This window comes from Massilia sp. R2A-15, assembly GCF_030704305.1.
Lineage (GTDB): Bacteria > Pseudomonadota > Gammaproteobacteria > Burkholderiales > Burkholderiaceae_D > JAFCUW01.
Genome location: NZ_CP131935.1, coordinates 4,667,990 through 4,685,827 on the forward strand (window position 1 = coordinate 4,667,990; position 17,838 = coordinate 4,685,827).

A 17,838-nucleotide genomic window follows, 5' to 3' on the forward strand; every position below is an offset into this window, starting at 1 on the left:
TCGCGCCGGCGGGAACCCAAAGTCCGGGCCGGTTTCTAACATTTACATGTATGATTGAGAAGCATTTTTTACATCAACCTACAAGGAGCGAGCGATGAGCATGATGGGCGAATTCAAGCTGTTTGCGCTGAAGGGCAACGTGATGGACCTGGCGGTCGGCGTGATCATCGGCGCCGCCTTCGCCAAGATCGTCGATTCGCTGGTGGCCGACATCATCATGCCTCCGATCGGCAAGCTGTTCGGCGGGCTCGACTTCGCCAATTACTACATCCCGCTCAACAACCAGGCCTACGGGCTGGCCCTGGCGGAGGCGAAAAAAGGCGGCGCCGTCATCGCCTACGGCAACTTCCTGACCGTGTTGCTCAACTTCATCATCCTGGCCTTCGTGATCTTCCAGATGGTGCGCTTCATCAATCGCCTGCAAAAGCCTGTGCCGGTGGCCGTAGTGGTGCCCGAAGACGTGGTGCTGCTGCGCGAGATCCGCGACTCGCTGAAGCGATAAACCGGCCACGGCCATGCGACGCCTCTGGCTGCTGTTTGCGCAAACCGTCACGGTAGCCCTGGCGTTGTACGTGGTGGTGCATGCCATGCGTCCGGACTGGCTGGACCGGCCCGCGCCGCGGCTCGTAGGCGGCACCGCGGCCAGCCCGGCCGCGGTGCTGCAGGCGCCGCCGCAGCCGGTCGCCGGCAGCTATCGCGAGGCCGCAGGGCGCGCCATGCCGGCGGTCGTGAACATCCTCACCAGCAAGGCGCTGCGGCAAAACCATCCGCTGCTGCGCGACCCGTTCTTCCGCAAATTCTTCGGCGACCGCTTGCCGCGCGAGGAGCAGCTCTCCAGCCTCGGTTCGGGCGTCATCGTCAGCCCGGACGGCTACATCCTGACCAACAACCACGTGGTCGAGGCGGCCGACGAGATCGAAGTGGTGCTGGCCGACGGCCGCAAGGCGCCGGCCAAGGTGGTCGGCACCGATCCCGAGACCGACCTGGCGGTGATCCGCATCGCCGCGAAAAACCTGCCGGTGATCGTGCTCGGCCGCGCCGACCAGGCGCGCGTGGGCGACGTCGTGCTGGCGATCGGCAATCCCTTCGGCGTCGGCCAGACCGTCACCATGGGCATCATCTCCGCCGTCGGGCGCAACAACCTGCACATCAACCAGTTCGAGAATTTCATCCAGACCGACGCGGCGATCAACTTCGGCAACTCGGGCGGCGCGCTGGTCGATACCAGCGGCAACCTGATCGGCATTAACGCGGCGATCTATTCGCAGACCGGCGGCTCGGTCGGCATCGGCTTCGCCATTCCCGTGACCACCGCCAAGTCGGTGATGGAAGCGATCATCAAGTCCGGCCAGGTGGTGCGCGGCTGGATCGGCATCGAAACCCAGGACATCACGCCCGAACTGGCCGACAGCTTCGGGCTGTCGCGCGAGTCCGGCGCCATCATCGCCGGCGTGGTGCGCGACGGGCCGGCCGACCGCGCCGGCATCAAGCCGGGCGACATCCTGCTCGCGGTGCAGGGCAAGGCGGTGGCCAACACCAGCGAGATGCTGGTCCTGATCGCGCAACTGCCGCCAGGGCAGAAAGCAAAAATGACGGTCATTCGCAAGGACCGCCAGTCCACGCTCGACGTGATGGTCGGCAAGCGTCCGCGCGCAGTCGAGTAAACTAGCGCGCATCCTTATCCTTTTGGAAGTGGCACTATGCATTTGCGCGACCTGACGCAGTTCCTGACCGAGTTAAAAGAAAATAACAACCGTCCCTGGTTCATCATGAACAAACCGCGCTACGACATCCTGCGCGAAGAGTTCCTCGAAGTCGTCACCCAGCTGATCGCCGAGCTGTCCAAATTCGACAAGCAGATCGCGGCCTGCAACCCGAAGAAAGCGATGTTCCGCATCAACCGCGACATCCGTTTCGCCAACGACAAGAGCCCGTACAAGACGCGCTTTTCGGCGGGCTTCGCGCCGAACGACAAGCGGCGCCCGAGCGCGGGGGCGGGGCCGACCTACTATTTCCACATCGAAGGCGACGGCACGCTCGGTTTCGGCGTGGGCGAATACATCCCGCCGGCGCCGCGCCTGAAAGCGATTCGCCAGCACATCGTCAACGATGCGACAGGCTTTGCGAAAGTGTTGAAAAATAAAGCCCTGCGCGCGACCTTCGACGGATTTGATATCGATGGCGGCGCGCTGCAGCGCCCGCCGAAAGGGTTCGACCCGGAGCACCAGCACATCGAGTATCTGAAGATGAAAAGTATCTTTGTCTGGACCGAGGTCAAGCTGCCGCTGAATGCGCCGGACAAGCTGGTGCCGCTGCTGGCGAGCGGGTTCAAGGACGCGTTCGCGCTGGTCACCTGGCTGCGCGGCGTGAAGGAAAATGTGGACGAGGCAGACGCTTAAACGGGAATCATCACCATGGCATTACAACACGCAGCATCGGGAGACAAGATTGCGCTGGCGCGCGACGACGCCGACATCGCTTTTTTCACGTCGGTGGCGCTGGCCAAGACGCCGCATATGGAACTGATCCGGCTGGTCCTGCCGAAGGAGCGGCCGATGCCGCTGCACAAGGTCGACGGCGAAGTCACCCTGCAATGCCTGGAAGGGCAGATCGAGGTCGATGCGCACGGCAAGACGGTGGCGCTGGCGCCGGGCGAAATGCTGTACCTGGCCGGCGGCGTGCCGCATTCGGTGCGCGCGGTGGAAGACGCGGTGGCCCTGATGACGATTTTGCTGGTGCACCAGCACGAGCCAGCGGTCGCCTAAGAAAAATGGGGTCAGGTCCGCAGGACCAGACCCCGGCGTCCCGTTGCAGCTGGGGTCTGGTCCTGCGGACCTGATCCCATTTTGATTCAGGCCGATTCGCCGCGCGGATCGCGCGCCAGCAGCCGCACCACGCTCGCCTTGGCATCGGCGCCGTCGAACAGCACTTCCGCCACCGCATTGGTGATCGGCATATCCACGCCCAGCTTCGCCGCCAGTTCGCGCACCGCGCGCGCGCACGGCACGCCTTCGGCCACGTGCCCCAGTTCGGCCACCACCTGGTCGAGCTTCTTGCCCTGGGCCAGTTCCAGCCCGACGCGCCGGTTGCGCGACAGGTCGCCGGTGCAGGTGAGGATCAGGTCGCCCATCCCGGTCAGGCCCATGAAGGTGTTCAGGTTGCCGCCCAGCGCGGCGCCCAGCCGGGTAATTTCGGCCAGCCCGCGCGTAATCAGCGCGGCGCGCGCGTTCAGGCCCAGCCCCAGGCCGTCGGCCACGCCGGTGGCGATCGCCAGCACGTTCTTGACCGCGCCGCCCACTTCGACGCCGACCAGGTCGTCGCTCGAATAGACCCGCAGGTTGCCGCCGTGGACCAGCTTGACGACGCGCTCGCACAGCGCCTTCGAGTCCGACGCCACCGTCAGCGCGCACGGCAAGCCGCGCGCCACTTCCTGCGCGAACGACGGGCCCGACAGCGCGGCGCCCGGCACCGACTCGCCCAACACCTCGCGCACTACCTGGTGCGGCAGCAGGCCGCTGCCGTATTCGAAGCCCTTGCACAGCCAGACCACGTTCGGAATCGCGCGCGATTTCAGTTGCCCCAGCAAGGGGCGCAATCCCGCCACCGGGCAGGCCGCGATCAGCAATGGTTCGTCGCCGTCGAGATGGGCCAGCGCGGCGTCGAAGTCACCGCTGACGCTCAAGGCCGGCGGCAGCGCGAAGCCGGGCAGGTAATGGGTGTTTTCGCGCGCGGCGGCCATATCCTGCATCGCGGCCGCGTCGCGGCCCCACAGCAGCACGTCGTGGCGCGCGGCGAGCGCGATGGCGACCGCTGTGCCCCAGGCGCCGGCGCCCAGCACGGTGATCTTTCCGCGTGTGGAATTAGTTGTATTCATTGCTCAGATGCCCCAGACGCGCAGGCGCAACAAGGAGAAAGGTGCATCGCGGATCCCTGGTCTGGAAGTGACACGGGACAGGCCAATGGGCCCGTCCCGCGGTTGTTGCTGCGTCTACCTACTGGTGCTTAGTTGACGGCGTCGGTCGCTGGCGCTGCGGCGGCCGCTTCAGCCATCGCCTGGCGACGCTGCTGGTAGAACACTTCGAAGTTGATCTCGGCCAGGTGCACTGGCGGGAAGCCGGCACGGGTGATCACGTCGGCGATGTTGCCGCGCAGGTAAGGATAAACGATGTTCGGGCAACCGATGCCCAGCAGCGGATCCATCTGGTCGGCAGGGATGTTGCGCGCTTCGAAGATGCCGGCCTGCTTGCCTTCAACCAGGAAAGCGACCTTGTCCTTGACCTTGGCGGTCACGGTGATCGTCACGGTCGACTCGTAGATGCCGTCGGCGATGGCTTCCGCGCCCACGTCGAGCGATACTTCGATGGTCGGCGCTTCCTGCTCGAGGAAGATGGCCGGGGAATTCGGCTGCTCCAGCGACATGTCTTTCAGGTAGACGCGTTGGATTTGGAATACAGGTTGCAGGTTTTCGTCAGACATGGAACGCTTTCGTTGTAAGAAATGAAGAACGGCAAGGCGCCGTTCCATATGGGCTTGTGATCAAACGCGGGGCAATTGTATCAAAACCAATCTGCTTGCAATAGCCTTACGATCACCCCCGTTAAATCCGGTCAAGCCCCATTTAACAAGGGATCGAGTCGTCCGGCCTGATCGAGCGCATACAAGTCGTCGAAACCGCCCACGTGGGTGGCGCCGACATAGATTTGCGGCACGGTGCGGCGGCCGGTCTTTTGCATCATCACGACGCGCTGCTCGGGATCGAGGTCGACCCGGATGCGCTCGATGTCGGTGACGCCCTTCGCTTCGAGCAGGCGCTCGGCGCGCACGCAGTAAGGGCAGGCGGCGGTGTGGTACAGCACTACATGGGCATGGTTTGCCATCGTTCGACTCCTTGTTCTTTATTTCGCGATCGGCAGGCCGGCGGCTTGCCACGCTGCGACACCGCCCTCGAGGGCGACGACGTCGGAAAATCCGGCCGCGGCAAGTTGCCGGACCGCCTTGTCGGCGCGCGCGCCGGTCTGGCACACGACGACCACGGAACGCGACTTCGATTTCTCCAGTTCGCCGATCCGCGACGACAAGTCTGCCAGCGGAATGTTTTTCGCGTCGCGCAAATGCCCCGCAGCAAATTCTTCCGCGCTGCGCACGTCGACGATGGCGCCCTTGCCGCGGTTGATGATCTGGGTCACCTGCAGCGGGGTGGCGCGCTTGCCGCGCGGCATGAAGGCCGGCAGCAGCAGGTAGCCGCCCGACAGAATCACTACCGCGACGACGAAAATGTGGTCAATAATAAATTTCACAAAGGATCCAATGGGCTAAGTTAACTCGCGCATTATAAAATAGAAGCTTGAAGCGAATAAATCCGCCGCGTTTTTGCCCGCTGCGCCTGTTGACCCATCATTCAAGAGCTTATGTACAAAATTGTATTCATGCGCCACGGCGAATCGACCTGGAACCTGGAAAACCGCTTTACCGGCTGGACCGACGTGGACCTGACCGCCAAGGGCGTGGCCGAAGCGAAGAGCGCCGGCAAGGTGCTCAAGGACGCCGGCTTCACCTTCGACCTGGCCTACACCTCGGTGCTGAAACGCGCCATCCGCACGCTGTGGCTGACGATGGACGAAATGGACATGATGTGGCTGCCGGTGGTCAACGACTGGCGCCTGAACGAGCGCCACTACGGCGCCCTGCAGGGACTCGACAAGGGCGAGACCGCCGCCAAGTACGGCGACGCCCAGGTGCTGGTCTGGCGCCGCAGCTACGACACGCCGCCGCCGCCGCTCGAGGCGAACGATGAGCGCACCTCCTTCCACGACCCGCGCTACGCCCAGTTGCCGAAGGAGGCGATCCCGCTGACCGAATGCCTGAAGGACACCGTGGCGCGCGTGATGCCGGCCTGGGAGGAATCGATCGCCCCGGCGATCCGCGCCGGCCGCCAGATCCTGATCTCGGCGCACGGCAACAGCCTGCGCGCGCTGATCAAGATGCTCGACAACATCAGCGATGAAGACATCGTCGGCCTGAACATCCCCAACGGCCAGCCGCTGGTGTACGAACTCGACGCCGACCTCAAGCCGATCCGCCACTACTACCTGGGCGACCAGGAAGCGATCGCCGCCGCCACCGCCGCGGTCGCGAACCAAGGGAAGGCCAGGTAATTTTGCATCGAGCAATGAGCAAGGGCGCCAGCAGGGCGCTGTGCTGCTTCGTTCTGGCGCTGGCAGTCGGCGGCGCGCAGGGCGCCGCCAGGCCGACCGAGCGCAGCAAGCAGAAGGCCGCGGCCGAAGCGAGCCGCGCCGGCATCCAGCAGAAGCTGCAGGCGCTGAAGAAGGACATCAGCCGCACCGAAAGCGAAAAGGAAAACGCCGCCGACACGCTGGCCGAGTCGGAAGAGGCGATCTCGGACGCCAACCGCGCGCTGCGCGAGCTGGCCGGCGAGCAGCAGGACACCAACGCGAAGCTGCGCCAGCTCGATGCCGAGCGTGAAAAACTGGCCGCCACCATCGACGCGCAGAAGCAGCAGCTGACCAGGCTGCTGCGCCAGCATTACGTGGCCGGCAACGAGGACCGCATCAAGCTGCTGCTGTCGGGCGACAATCCGAACCGCATCAACCGCGACTTGCAGCTGATGGCCTACCTGTCGCAGGCGCAGGCGCGCCTGCTCGCCTCCCTGCGCGGCAACCTGGCCGCGGTCGAGACCAACCGCGAACAGGCCCAGAACGCCAAGGACGAGCTGGAAGAGATCGCCGAAGAACAGACCCAGCAGAAAGCCGTGCTGGAAAAGGAGAAGGCCAAGCGCAAGGCGCTGCTGGGATCGCTGTCGCAGCAACTGGCCGCCCAGCGCAAGGAAGCGGGCAACCTGGCGCGCGACGAGCAGCGCATGAGCGCGCTGGTCGACAACCTGTCGAAGCTGATCCGCCAGCAGGCCGAAGCGGCTGCCGCCGAGCAGCGCCGCCTGGCCGCGGTCGCCGCCGCCAAGGCGAAAGCCGAGGCCGAAGCGAAGGCGCTGGCCGACGCGCGCAGGAAAGCCGAGCGCGAGCGCCTGGCCAAAGAGCATCCGGGCACCAAACCCGTCTTCAAGCCCGATCCGATCGACGCCGACGAGCCGCCGAAGGTCGCGGCGAAGCCGGCAGAGGTCAAGCCGGATCCCGCCGCCGCGAAACCGGCCGACATCGCGCTGGCGCCCGCCGCGCCGGAGGGCGCCTTTGCCAGCCTGAAGGGCCAGATGCGCTCGCCGGTGGCCGGCAAGCTGGCGGCCCGCTTCGGCGCCAAGCGCGGCGAGGCGAGCTGGAAAGGCGTGTTCATCCAGGCCGCCGAAGGCGCCGACGTGCGCGCCGTGGCCGCCGGCCGCGTGGTGTTCGCCAAGTGGATGCGCGGCTTCGGCAACCTGATCATCGTCGACCATGGCAGCCAGTACTTGTCGATCTACGGCAACAACCAGGCGCTGCTGAAACGGGAAGGCGAAACCGTCAAGGGCGGCGACCCGATCGCCAGCGCCGGCAATACCGGCGGGCGCGAGGAATCAGGTCTATACTTTGAACTCAGGCACCTTGGCCAGGCGTTCGACCCGGCCGGCTGGATCAAATTCTAAGGCTAGCGCATGAAGCAATTCAATTTCCGCAAGACCCGCCAGGGCGCCCGCACCGCGGGCCTGGTCGCCGTCGGCATGGTGGCCGGCGTGGCGCTGTCGCTGCAGTTTCCCGCCGTCGCGCAAAAGACCGCCGGTGCGCCGCTGCCGCTCGACGAGCTGCGCCAGCTGGCCGACGTGTACGGCCTGATCAAGTCCGATTACGTCGAACCGGTCGAGGACAAGAAGCTGCTGTCCGAAGCGATCAGCGGCATGGTCGCCTCGCTCGACCCGCATTCGGTCTATCTCGACAAGAAGGCCTACCGCGAGATGCGCGAGACCATGCAGGGGCGCTTCGTCGGCCTGGGTATCGAGGTGTCCACCGAAGACGGCTACGTCAAGATCGTCTCGCCGATCGAGGATTCGCCGGCCTGGCGCGCCGGCATCCAGGCGGGCGACCTGATCACCCGTATCGACGCCACCCCGATCAAGGGCATGGCGCTGGACGAGGCGATCAAGAAAATGCGCGGCGCGCCGGGCAGCAAGGTGGTGCTGACCATCGCCCGCCGCGGCGAGGACAAGCCGCTGGTCGTGGCGCTGGTGCGCGAGGAAATCAAGGTGCACAGCGTCAAGGCGAAGATGATCGAGCCGGGTTACGCCTGGCTGCGCATCAGCCAGTTCCAGGAACTCACGCTCGACGAACTGGCGCAGAAGGCCAGCGCGCTGTACGCCCAGGACCCGAACATCAAGGGCCTGGTGCTGGACCTGCGCAACGACCCGGGTGGCCTGCTGCCCGGCGCCATCGGCGTCACCTCGGCCTTCCTGCCGAAAGAGCAGGTGGTGGTCTCGACCATCGGCCAGCTGCCCGATTCGAACCAGACCTTCTACGGCCGCAAGGAGTTCTACATCGGCCGCGCCAGCCGCGATCCGCTGGCCAAGTTGCCCGCTGGGCTCAAGACCGTGCCGATGGTCGTGCTGGTCAACACCGGCTCGGCGTCGGCCTCGGAAATCGTCGCCGGCGCGCTGCAGGACTACAAGCGCGCCATCATCATGGGCAGCCAGACCTTCGGCAAGGGCTCGGTGCAGACGCTGCGCCAGATCAGCGCCGACACCGCCGTCAAGCTGACCACCGCGCGCTACTACACGCCGAAGGGCCGCTCGATCCAGGCCACCGGCATCGTGCCCGACATCCTGGTTGACGAGACCGCCGACGGCGACGGCGTCAACGCGCTGCGCGTGCGCGAGGCCGACCTCGAGCACCACCTCGGCATCGAGGGCGCCAAGGCGCCGGCCGCCGCCGCCAAGCGCGATGAGTTAGAGGAAGCGCGCCGCACCGCCGCGGCGCTGAAGGACCGCAAGCCGCTCGAATTCGGCGGCAAGGACGACTTCCAGCTGGCCCAGGCGATCAACCATTTCAAGGGCCTGCCGGTCAAGCTGGCGCAGGCGCCCGCGATGGAAGTGGCCGAGCCGGACGTCGCCCGTCCCGGCGCGCGCAATGTCGTGCCGCCGCAGGCGCCGCCGGAACTGAAGGCGAAGGCCGTCAAGCAGTGACCGACGACGAGCTGCTGCGCTACTCGCGCCACATCCTGCTCGACGACATCGGCATCGAGGGCCAGCAGCGCCTGCTGGCCGCCAGCGCGCTGGTGATCGGCGCCGGCGGCCTCGGTTCGCCGGCCGCGATGTACCTGGCCGCCTCCGGTGTCGGCCGCATCGTGCTGGTCGACGACGACGAGGTCGACCTGACCAACCTGCAGCGCCAGATCATGCATTCGACCGGCCGCATCGGCCAGCCCAAGGTCGTGTCGGGGCGCGAATCTTTGATGCAGATCAATCCCGGCGTCGAGGTCGTCGCGCTGCGCGAACGCGCGTCCGGCGAGCGCTTGGCCGAACTGGTGCGCGCCGCCTCGGTGGTGCTCGACTGCAGCGACAACTTCGCCACCCGCCACGACGTCAACCGCGCCTGCGTTGCGGCGCGCGTGCCGCTGGTGTCGGGCGCGGCGATCCGCTTCGATGGCCAGGCCAGCGTGTTCGACGCGCGCAATCCACAGTGTCCGTGCTACGCCTGCCTGTTCCCCGAGGACGGCGGCTTCGAGGACGTCGCCTGCAGCAGCATGGGCGTGTTCGCCCCGCTGGTGGGCGTGATCGGCGCGATGCAGGCGGCCGAAGCGCTGAAACTCCTGCTCGGCATCGGCCCGGGCTTGGCGGGCCGCCTGCTGCTGCTCGACGGCCGCGCGATGGAGTGGACCAGCATCGGCATCGCCCGCAATCCCGACTGCCCCACCTGCGGCGCCCGCTAGCCCGCCTGTCGTTCCAGCGAAGGCTGGAACCCATGCTGAGCGCGCCTCACGGGGTAAGCATGTTCAGCATAGGTTCCTGCCTGCGCAGGAACGACAAGCGGTTTGCGTGGCCATCGCCCGCGCCTCTGCCTTACAATTGACAAACTGGCCTCGGCTGCCGAAACCGTCATATACTCTGCAATCTTTCCGACCTGACTGACATGACCATGCAAATCGTTTCCCGCAGCAAGTCCCAACAAACGCTCCGCCGCCGCTTCGCGCGCGGCTTCACCCTGGTCGAGATCATGGTGGTGGTGGTCATCATCGGCATCCTCGGCGCGCTGGTCGTGCCCAAGCTGATGGGCCGCACCGGCGAGTCGCGCGTGACCGCCGCCAAGGTCGACATCTCGACACTGATGCAGGCGCTCAAGCTCTACAAGCTCGACAACCAGCGCTACCCGACCACCGAGCAGGGCCTGCAAGCGCTGGTCGCCAAGCCGACCACCGGTCCTGCCGCCAACGGCTGGAAGACCGGCGGCTACATCGACAAGCTGCCGAAAGACCCGTGGGGCAACGCCTACCAGTACCTGTCGCCAGGCCTGCACGGCGAAGTCGACCTGTTCTCGCTGGGCGCCGACGGCCAGCCTGGCGGCACCGGCGAAGACAGCGACATCGGCTCCTGGGATAACTAAGCCACGGAGGGTTTCGTGCCCGTCCTGCCAGCCCGCCGCCGCGATCGCGGCTTCACCTTGGTGGAGCTGATGATCGTGATGGTGATCATCGGCATCACGCTGGGACTGGTGTCGCTCAACGCGATTCCCAGTCCGCAGCAGAACCTGCAGAACGAGGCCCAGCGCCTCGCCTTGCTGCTCCAGCTCGCCCGCGACGAGGCGATCGTGCGCAACCGCCTGGTCGCGTTCGAAGCCGACGGCGAACGCTACCGCTTCCTGGTGCGCAACGAGACCCGCTGGGACCCGGTGGCCGGCGACGACCTGCTGCGCGAACGCCCCTTCAAGAACGCCCCGGTGTCGGTGCTGATCGACCCGCCCGGGGCCGGCGCCGGCAATCCGCTGCGCGTGACCTTCGGCCGCGAGCCGGTCGACAAACCCTTCGTGCTGACCCTGGCCGCCGGTGACGCCCACGTGGCGATCCGCGCCGATGGTGTCGGCCATTTCATGGTCGAATGACGATGACGATGCGATCGCGCCCCGTCGCCGGATCGGCCGGCTTCACCCTGCTCGAAGTGCTGGTGGCGCTGGTCATCGTCGGCACCGCGCTGGGCGCCTCGCTGCGCGCGGTCGGCAGCCTGGCCTCGAACAGCGCCGGCCTGCGCACCGCGATGATGGCGACCTGGTCGGCCGAAAACCGGCTGGTGCAGATCCGCCTGGCGCACGCCTTTCCCGACATCGGCAAGCGCAGCTTCGAATGCCCGCAGGGCGACCTCAAGCTGATGTGCGAGGAAGAGGTGCTGGCCAGCCCGAACCCGATGCTGCGCCGCGTCGAGGTGTCGGTGTTCGACAGCGCCAACCCGGAACGCCGCATCCTGAAACTGGTCCAACTGGTGATGAGGTAGCACATGAGGCGCGCGCGCGGCTTTACCCTGATCGAGTTGCTGGTGGCGATCAGCATCCTGGCGATGGTCGCCGTGCTCGGCTGGCGCGGCCTCGACGGCATCGTGCGCGCCCGGGTGGCGCTGACCGACCAGATGGAAACCACGCGCGGCATGCAGCTCGCGTTCGCCCAGATGCAAAGCGACTGCGAGCACATGGCCGACAGCAGCGCGCTCGACCGGCGCCCCTTCCTGCAGGCCGAAAAGGATCGCCTGACCCTCGTGCGCCAGAGCTTCGTCGAAAACGAACCGATGCGGCTGCAGGTGGTTTCCTACCGCATCCGCGACGGCGTGCTGTCGCGCCGCGAGTCGATCGGCACGCGCGACCTGGCCCAGCTCGACGTGCTGTGGGCCGCCGCCAACAGCGATGCCGACCGCACCGCGCCGGTCGCGCTGCAGGGCGGCGTGATGGGCATGGCGATCGAGACCTGGGAAACCGGCCAGACCCAGTGGCGCGCGATGCCGGCGCCCGTCATCCAGCCGACCGGCCTGCAGGTGGCGCTGGCGGTAAAGGGCGTCGAGGCGCCGATGGTGAAATCCTTCCTGCTGGGGGGGCTATGAAACAACTGAAGCGCCAGCGCGGCGTGGCCGTGATCACCGCACTGCTGCTGACTACGCTGGCCATCACCATCGTCGCCAGCCTGTTCTGGGCCCAACAGGTGCAGGTGCGCTCGATGGAAAACCAGCGCCTGCACCTGCAGACCAAATGGATACTGCGCGGCGCGCTCGACTGGGCCAGCTTGGTGCTGCGCCAGGACGCCGCCGACAATCCCAACTACACCGCGCTGACCCACGTGTGGGCGACGCCGCTGGCCGAGACCCGGCTCGACCAGTACATCGAGCGCGAGCGCGTGCAGGGCGAGGTGTTCGACGCCACCCTGTCGGGCAACATTGTCGATGCGACCTCGCGGTACAATCTGATGAACCTGGCGAGCAACCGCAGCCCCGATCCGGTCCAGACGGAGATCTACAAGCGCTTGCTGACCAACCTGCGGCTCGACGCCGGCCTGGCCCAGCGCACCGCGCTGGCCGTGGCCCGGGCGCAACCACTGGCGCCCAATCCGGCGCAGGGCGGCGCGCCGGGCACGCCTGGCACGCCCGGGACGGCGGGCACGCCGGGCACGGAGGAGAGCCCCGGCGCCGCGGGCGCGCCGGGCAGCGCCGGTACGCCCGCCACGCCAGGCGCGACCGGCACGCCGGTGCCGGCATCGACCGACGTGCCGGTACGCCTGATGCAAGTGGATGACTTGCTGGCGATTCCGGGTTATACAGTGGAGGTGGTGAACAAGCTGCGCGACTTCGTCATCGTGCTGCCGGGCCCGACAGCGGTGAATGTCAACACCGCGCCGGCCGAAGTGCTGGCGGCGGTGCTGAAGAACATGTCGGTGGGCTCGGCCAGCGCGCTGGTGGCGCGGCGCAAGAGCGCGCCGTGGCGCGACGTGAACTATTTCACCGCCGACGTCGGCATCGCGAACGTGGTGAGCGGCACCGTGGAAGTGAAAAGCAATTATTTTCTGGTGTTGAGCAAGATCCGGCTGGACCGCGCCGCGCTCGACGCGGAGGCGCTGGTCAGCCGCACGCCGGGACAGCCGAGGACGACGCTGGAATGGGTACGGCAAAACTAGAAGAAAGCGAGACCGTTTGACTACTTTATATATCCGCTTGCCGGCCCGGGCCGATGGCGACGCCGCCTTGTCCCGCTTCGCGCTGGTGACCGACAGCGGCGCTATCGACCAGCAGGGCGAAGGCGCCTTGCGCGGCTTGGGCGACATCGTTGCCGCGGCGCGCCGCGTGGTGCTGCTGCTGGCCGCCACCGACGTCACGATGCTGCACGTCAAGGCGCCGCCGCTGTCGGGCGCGCGCCTGAAGGCCGCGCTGCCGGGCCTGGTCGAAGAACAGGTGCTGGGCGACCCGGCCGATTGCGTGCTGACGGCCGCGCCGGCCCAGTCGGCCGACGGGCTGCGCAGTGTCGCCGTAGTCCAGCGCGCCTGGCTCGAGCCGCTGGTGCGTTCCATCCTCGCGCTCGGCGCACGCTCGGTCGCGGCGCTGCCCGCGCAGCTGTGCCTGCCGCTGCAGCCGGGCCACGTCAGCGCCGCCGTCGGCCATTCCGAAATCACCCTGCGCGACGGCCTGTACCACGGCTTGGGCCTGGCGATGGCCACCACGCCCGAGCTGGCGCTGCAGACCGTGCGCGCGCTGGCCGGCGACGCCCCGCTGACCCTGTACGTGCCGGCCGGCGAACTCGGCCAGTATCAGGCGCTGGCGCAGGAAGCCGGCCCGGCCATCGCGCTGGAGGCGGACCAGTGGCCGCACTGGCTGGCCGGCTCGAAAACCACCGCGCTCGACCTGGTGCCCTCGCTCGGCTCGGCCGGCGCCCGTCCCGCCGACTGGCAGCGCTGGAAGTGGCCGCTGCGCCTGGCGCTGCTGGCGCTGGTCGTCAACCTGGCCGGGCTGAACATCCAGTGGCTGCGCATGAAGCGCGAAGCGGACGCGATCCGCCAGTCCAACCTGCAGACGTTCAAGAATGCCTATCCGAAAGAGACCGTGATCCAGGACCCGATCGCGCAGATGCGCATGAACAACGCGCGCGCCCGCGCCGCCAGCGGCGAAGTTGGCCCGGAGGAATTCACCTGGCTGGCCGCCGCCTTCGGCGAGGCCGCGCGCACCCTGCCGCGCCCGCTTGGCGTGGCCGGCCTGGAATACCGGGAACATGCGTTGACGGTCAAGGTCAAACCAGAGTCAGCCGATCCCGGTGCGCTCGCCGCGGTCAAGAGCGCGCTCGCCGCGCGCAGCCTGAGCCTGACCGAAACCGCGCCCGCCACCTGGCAGGTCCGCAGCACAGGAGGCAAACCATGAGCGCCGTCAGTACCGTAGCACAATGGAGGGAGCGCGCCACCGTGGCCTGGATGGCGCGCACCGAGCAGGAGCGCAAGTACCTGGCGATCGGCTTCGCGGTGGCCGTGGCCGCCATCGTCTATGCATTGTTCATCGACCCGGCGCTCTCCGGCCGCGCCCGCCTGGAAAAGGACTTGCCGGTGCTGCGCCAGCAGTCGGCGCAGTTGCGCGCGATGGCGCTCGAGGCCGGTGAGCTGGCGCGCGCGCCGCAAACCCAGGTCGCGCCGATGTCGCAGCAAGCCCTGACGGCCAGCCTGGCTTCGATGTCGATCGTGCCGCAGTCGGTGGCGATGACCGGCGAATTCGCCAAGGTGCAGCTGAACGGCGTGGCGTTTTCCAGCGTGGTGGCCTGGCTCGACGCGCAGCGCCGCGAGAACCGCATTTCGGTGCAGGACGCCGTGTTCGCCGCGCAAGGCGCGCTGGGCCAGGTCGACGCCACCCTCACGCTGCGCCAGGACGCGGGCGCGGGGCCGCGGTGAAGCGACTCGTGCTATGGTGTGCGGCCATCCTGCTGGCGGTAGCGCTGACGGTGCTGGTGTTTTTCCCGGCCGCATGGCTGGGGCCCATGGTCGAGCAACAGACCGGCGGGCGTTTGACTCTGGGGGATGCGCAAGGTACGCTGTGGCGCGGCTCGGCTTTCATCGGCGGGGCGCCGGGCGAGGGCGGTTCGGTGACGCCGCTGTTGCCGGGACGTTTCGCGTGGCGCCTGTCGCCGCTGGTGCTGGTGGGCCATGTGGCGCTGTCGCTGGAAAACCCGCAGGCGCTGGCGCAGCCGGTGAACGTGGAAGGCAACTGGTCGCACTGGCAGGTCAGCCCGGGTGAACTGATGCTGCCGGCCGGCGGGCTGGCCGGGCTGGGCGCGCCGCTCAACACGCTCGCGCCGAGCGGCGTGATGCGGCTGTCCTGGACTTCGCTCGAGCTGGTGCGCCAGCAGCAGGCGGTGGCGGTGAACGGCCGCACGACGCTGGCGCTGAACGACATGGGCTCGCGCATGACGCCCGTCAATCCCTTGGGCAGCTATCAGCTGAAGATGGATTGGCACGGCCAGCAGGCGCAATTGAATTTGACGACGGTGCGCGGCGCATTGCTGCTGTCGGGCAGTGGATCGCTGAATCAGGGCCGGCTGCAGTTTTCCGGCCAGGCATCGGCGGCGAACGGATATGAAGAGACGCTGGGCAACCTGCTTAATTTGCTGGGCCAGCGCCGTATGGTGGGCGGCAAGAATATTATCGCGTTAGAGTTCAAATAATGAAAAAACCTGCAGGTAACACCTCTCCCGTCCCGGCGCTGCGCCGGCTTGCCGCCGGCGTCATGTTGTGCTGCGCCGCAGCCACCGTGGTCGCTCCGGCCCTCGCGCAGGAAGCCACGTCCGGCGCCGCGCTCAACTTCGTCAACGCCGACATGGAGTCGGTGATCAAGGCGGTCGGTCACTACACCGGCATGACCTTCATCGTCGATCCGCGCGTCAAGGGCACGCTGACGCTGGTGTCGGAAAAGCCGCTGAGCAAGTCGCAGGCGTTTTCCCTGCTGACCTCGCAGCTGCGCCTGCAAGGCTACGCAGTCGTCACCGGCGACGGCTTCGCCAAGGTGGTGCCGGAGGCGGAAGCGAAGCTGCAGCCGTCGCCGACCCGCGTCGGCGTGGGCGCCAGGCGCGTCGCCGGCGACCAGATCGCCACCCAGATCTTCCACCTCAATTACGAGTCGGCCGCCAACCTGACGGCCGTGCTGCGCCCGCTGATCGCGCCCAACAACTCGATCATGGCCAACCCGGGCAACAACAGCCTGGTGATCACCGACTACGCCGACAACCTGGCGCGCCTGTCGAAGATCATCGCCGCGCTCGACGCGCCGGTGGGCGCCGGCGTGGACGTGGTGCCGGTGCGCTACGCGGTGGCAAGCGACGTCGCCGTGATGGTCAGCCGCATGATGGAGCCGGCGCCGGGCGGCGACTCGGGCCGCGTGTCGGTGCTGGCCGATCCGCGCACCAACTCGGTCATCGTGCGCGCGCCTTCGGCCGCGCGCACCAACCTGGCCAAGTCGCTGATCGCCAAGCTGGACCAGCCGACCGCGGAAGCGGGCAATGTCCACGTGATCTACCTGAAGAACGCCGATGCGACCAAGCTGGCGCAGACCTTGCGCGCGGTGGTTTCGTCGGACACCTCGCTGCCGCAGACCCAGCAGGGCACCGCCGGCGGCTCGGTGGCCTCCGGCACGCAAGGCGCGGGCGGCGGCCAGCAGCCGGGCGGCTCGATGGGCGGCGCGGCCAGCACCATGAGTCCGCAAAGCCCCGGCCAGACGGGCGGCGGCGGCACTGGCGCCACCGGCGCCGGCTTCATCCAGGCCGACGCCTCGACCAACACCCTGATCATCACCGCCAGCGAAGCGGTCTACCGCAATCTGCGCGCCGTCATCGACCAGCTCGACGTGCGCCGCGCCCAGGTCTACATCGAAGCATTGGTGGTCGAGGTCAACTCCGACCGGGCCTCGGAATTCGGCGTGCAATGGCTGGCCGGCAGCGGCGACGACACCAGCCGCTACCGCGTCGGCGGCATTCAAAACTTCAATGCGACCAGCGGCAACGGCCTGACCGCGCTGATCGCCGGCAAAGGCAAAGTGCCGCCAGGCCCGGGACTTTCCATCGGACTGTTCCGCCAGATCAACGGCGAACTCGGGCTCGGCGCGATCGCCCACGCGCTCGAGAACGACAATGGCGGCAACATCCTGTCGACGCCGAACATGCTCACGCTCGACAACGAACTGTCGACCATCAAGGTGGGCCAGAACGTGCCGATCATCAGCGGCCAGTTCACCACGGCGGCCGGCGGCGCCAATACCAACCCGTTCCAGACCATCGACCGGCGCGACGTCGGCCTCACGCTCAAGGTGCGCCCGCAGATTTCCGAGGGCGGCACCATCAAGCTGGCGATCTACAACGAGAGCTCGAGCGTGGTGGCGACCAGCAAGCAGGATCCGGCCGGCGTGACCACCGACATCCGCATCATCGAGAACAACGTGCTGGCCGACGACGGCCAGATCATCGTGCTCGGGGGGCTGATCAAGGATGACGCGGCCAGCAACGAGGAAAGGGTGCCGGGGCTGGGCAGCATTCCAGTGCTGGGCAACTTGTTCAAGTACCAGTCGCGCAAGCGCACCAAGACCAACCTGATGGTGTTCCTGCGCCCGGTGATCGTGCGCAGCAAGGATGACAGCAACTCGATCTCGCTCAATCGCTACGACTACATGCGCTCCTCCGGCATCGAGGCGCAGCCGCGCGATACCTCCGTGATGGTCAAGGACCTGGGCGCGCCGGTGCTGCCGCCGCTGGTCAACGGCCAGCCGCCCACCGGCGGTACCATGGCCACCATGCCGGCCAAGCCGCTCGTGGTGCCGGCGCCGGTGACGGCGCGTCCGGGCGCGAGCCAGCCGCAGCCGCAGCCGCAGCCGCAGCCCGTTCCCGCGGAGGCGCCGCTGTATCGCCCGGTGCAGAAATAGTC

21 protein-coding genes are annotated in these 17,838 nt (G+C 67.2%); 17 read left to right on the top strand and 4 right to left on the bottom strand.

Translation table 11 applies throughout. The features are described 5' to 3' along the window. Positions 1-94: 94 nt before the first annotated feature. The 4 genes from mscL to Q4S45_RS21585 are packed head-to-tail and all read left to right on the top strand — an operon-like array spanning position 95 to position 2,765. On the top strand, positions 95-502 hold the full coding sequence (mscL, locus tag Q4S45_RS21570) for a large conductance mechanosensitive channel protein MscL (protein WP_305507449.1): 408 nt from the start codon (positions 95-97) through the stop codon (positions 500-502). A 13-nt stretch (positions 503-515) separates the two neighbouring features. Next, positions 516-1,664, top strand: a complete 1,149-nt coding sequence (locus tag Q4S45_RS21575) for a Do family serine endopeptidase (RefSeq protein ID WP_305507451.1) — start codon at positions 516-518, stop codon at positions 1,662-1,664. Between the two features lie 36 nt (positions 1,665-1,700). Further along, complete coding sequence (locus tag Q4S45_RS21580; RefSeq protein ID WP_305507453.1) at positions 1,701-2,399, top strand: DUF2461 domain-containing protein; 699 nt, start codon at positions 1,701-1,703, stop codon at positions 2,397-2,399. Between the two features lie 15 nt (positions 2,400-2,414). Continuing rightward, the gene (locus tag Q4S45_RS21585; protein WP_305507455.1) at positions 2,415-2,765 is read left to right on the top strand and encodes a cupin domain-containing protein; all 351 of its coding nucleotides are present in this window, start codon (positions 2,415-2,417) and stop codon (positions 2,763-2,765) included. Positions 2,766-2,851: 86 nt separating this feature from the next. Here Q4S45_RS21585 and Q4S45_RS21590 read toward each other — a convergent pair whose 3' ends face one another. The 4 genes from Q4S45_RS21590 to Q4S45_RS21605 all read right to left on the bottom strand — a co-directional run bounded on the left by Q4S45_RS21590 (position 2,852) and on the right by Q4S45_RS21605 (position 5,297). After that, a complete protein-coding gene (locus tag Q4S45_RS21590) occupies positions 2,852-3,874 on the bottom strand; it encodes an NAD(P)H-dependent glycerol-3-phosphate dehydrogenase (protein ID WP_305507457.1) in 1,023 nt (340 codons plus the stop codon). A gap of 128 nt (positions 3,875-4,002) precedes the next feature. Continuing rightward, positions 4,003-4,476: a protein-export chaperone SecB gene (gene secB / locus Q4S45_RS21595; protein ID WP_305507459.1), complete on the bottom strand. Its 474-nt coding sequence runs from the start codon at positions 4,474-4,476 to the stop codon at positions 4,003-4,005. 131 nt (positions 4,477-4,607) lie between these two features. Then, complete coding sequence (grxC, locus tag Q4S45_RS21600) at positions 4,608-4,877, bottom strand: glutaredoxin 3 (RefSeq protein ID WP_305507461.1); 270 nt, start codon at positions 4,875-4,877, stop codon at positions 4,608-4,610. Positions 4,878-4,895: 18 nt separating this feature from the next. Further along, positions 4,896-5,297: a rhodanese-like domain-containing protein gene (locus Q4S45_RS21605; protein ID WP_305507463.1), complete on the bottom strand. Its 402-nt coding sequence runs from the start codon at positions 5,295-5,297 to the stop codon at positions 4,896-4,898. Positions 5,298-5,408: 111 nt separating this feature from the next. Between Q4S45_RS21605 and gpmA the strand changes: the two genes are divergently transcribed. The 13 genes from gpmA (at position 5,409) to gspD (ending at position 17,836) form a co-directional block, all read left to right on the top strand. Continuing rightward, positions 5,409-6,155, top strand: a complete 747-nt coding sequence (gpmA, locus tag Q4S45_RS21610) for a 2,3-diphosphoglycerate-dependent phosphoglycerate mutase (RefSeq protein ID WP_305507464.1) — start codon at positions 5,409-5,411, stop codon at positions 6,153-6,155. 14 nt (positions 6,156-6,169) lie between these two features. Next, positions 6,170-7,588 (top strand): murein hydrolase activator EnvC, encoded by a 1,419-nt coding sequence (locus Q4S45_RS21615; RefSeq protein ID WP_305507466.1) that lies wholly within the window; start codon positions 6,170-6,172, stop codon positions 7,586-7,588. 9 nt (positions 7,589-7,597) lie between these two features. After that, entirely contained in the window at positions 7,598-9,115 is a 1,518-nt protein-coding gene (locus tag Q4S45_RS21620) for a S41 family peptidase (RefSeq protein WP_305507468.1), read from the top strand. Then, positions 9,112-9,861, top strand: a complete 750-nt coding sequence (locus Q4S45_RS21625; protein WP_305507470.1) for a molybdopterin-synthase adenylyltransferase MoeB — start codon at positions 9,112-9,114, stop codon at positions 9,859-9,861. Before Q4S45_RS21620 ends, Q4S45_RS21625 begins: the two co-directional genes overlap by 4 nt. 206 nt (positions 9,862-10,067) lie before the next feature. After that, positions 10,068-10,532: a type II secretion system major pseudopilin GspG gene (gspG, locus tag Q4S45_RS21630; protein WP_305507471.1), complete on the top strand. Its 465-nt coding sequence runs from the start codon at positions 10,068-10,070 to the stop codon at positions 10,530-10,532. Positions 10,533-10,601: 69 nt separating this feature from the next. Continuing rightward, positions 10,602-11,027 (top strand): GspH/FimT family pseudopilin, encoded by a 426-nt coding sequence (locus Q4S45_RS21635; protein ID WP_305512172.1) that lies wholly within the window; start codon positions 10,602-10,604, stop codon positions 11,025-11,027. A gap of 2 nt (positions 11,028-11,029) precedes the next feature. Next, a complete protein-coding gene (gene gspI / locus Q4S45_RS21640; RefSeq protein WP_305507473.1) occupies positions 11,030-11,413 on the top strand; it encodes a type II secretion system minor pseudopilin GspI in 384 nt (127 codons plus the stop codon). 3 nt (positions 11,414-11,416) lie between these two features. After that, on the top strand, positions 11,417-12,010 hold the full coding sequence (locus Q4S45_RS21645; protein ID WP_305507474.1) for a type II secretion system protein J: 594 nt from the start codon (positions 11,417-11,419) through the stop codon (positions 12,008-12,010). Then, positions 12,007-13,074: a type II secretion system minor pseudopilin GspK gene (gene gspK, locus Q4S45_RS21650; RefSeq protein ID WP_305507476.1), complete on the top strand. Its 1,068-nt coding sequence runs from the start codon at positions 12,007-12,009 to the stop codon at positions 13,072-13,074. The genes Q4S45_RS21645 and gspK overlap by 4 nt, the downstream gene beginning before the upstream one ends. A 16-nt stretch (positions 13,075-13,090) precedes the next feature. Then, entirely contained in the window at positions 13,091-14,305 is a 1,215-nt protein-coding gene (gene gspL, locus Q4S45_RS21655; RefSeq protein ID WP_305507477.1) for a type II secretion system protein GspL, read from the top strand. Next, a complete protein-coding gene (gene gspM, locus Q4S45_RS21660; protein ID WP_305507478.1) occupies positions 14,302-14,823 on the top strand; it encodes a type II secretion system protein GspM in 522 nt (173 codons plus the stop codon). The genes gspL and gspM overlap by 4 nt, the downstream gene beginning before the upstream one ends. Further along, positions 14,820-15,593 (top strand): type II secretion system protein N, encoded by a 774-nt coding sequence (gene gspN / locus Q4S45_RS21665; protein ID WP_305507479.1) that lies wholly within the window; start codon positions 14,820-14,822, stop codon positions 15,591-15,593. The genes gspM and gspN overlap by 4 nt, the downstream gene beginning before the upstream one ends. Further along, positions 15,593-17,836 carry a type II secretion system secretin GspD gene (gene gspD, locus Q4S45_RS21670; protein WP_305507481.1) on the top strand — a complete coding sequence of 748 codons (2,244 nt, stop codon included), beginning with the start codon at positions 15,593-15,595 and terminating at the stop codon, positions 17,834-17,836. The genes gspN and gspD overlap by 1 nt, the downstream gene beginning before the upstream one ends. The last annotated feature ends 2 nt before the right edge of the window (positions 17,837-17,838 follow it).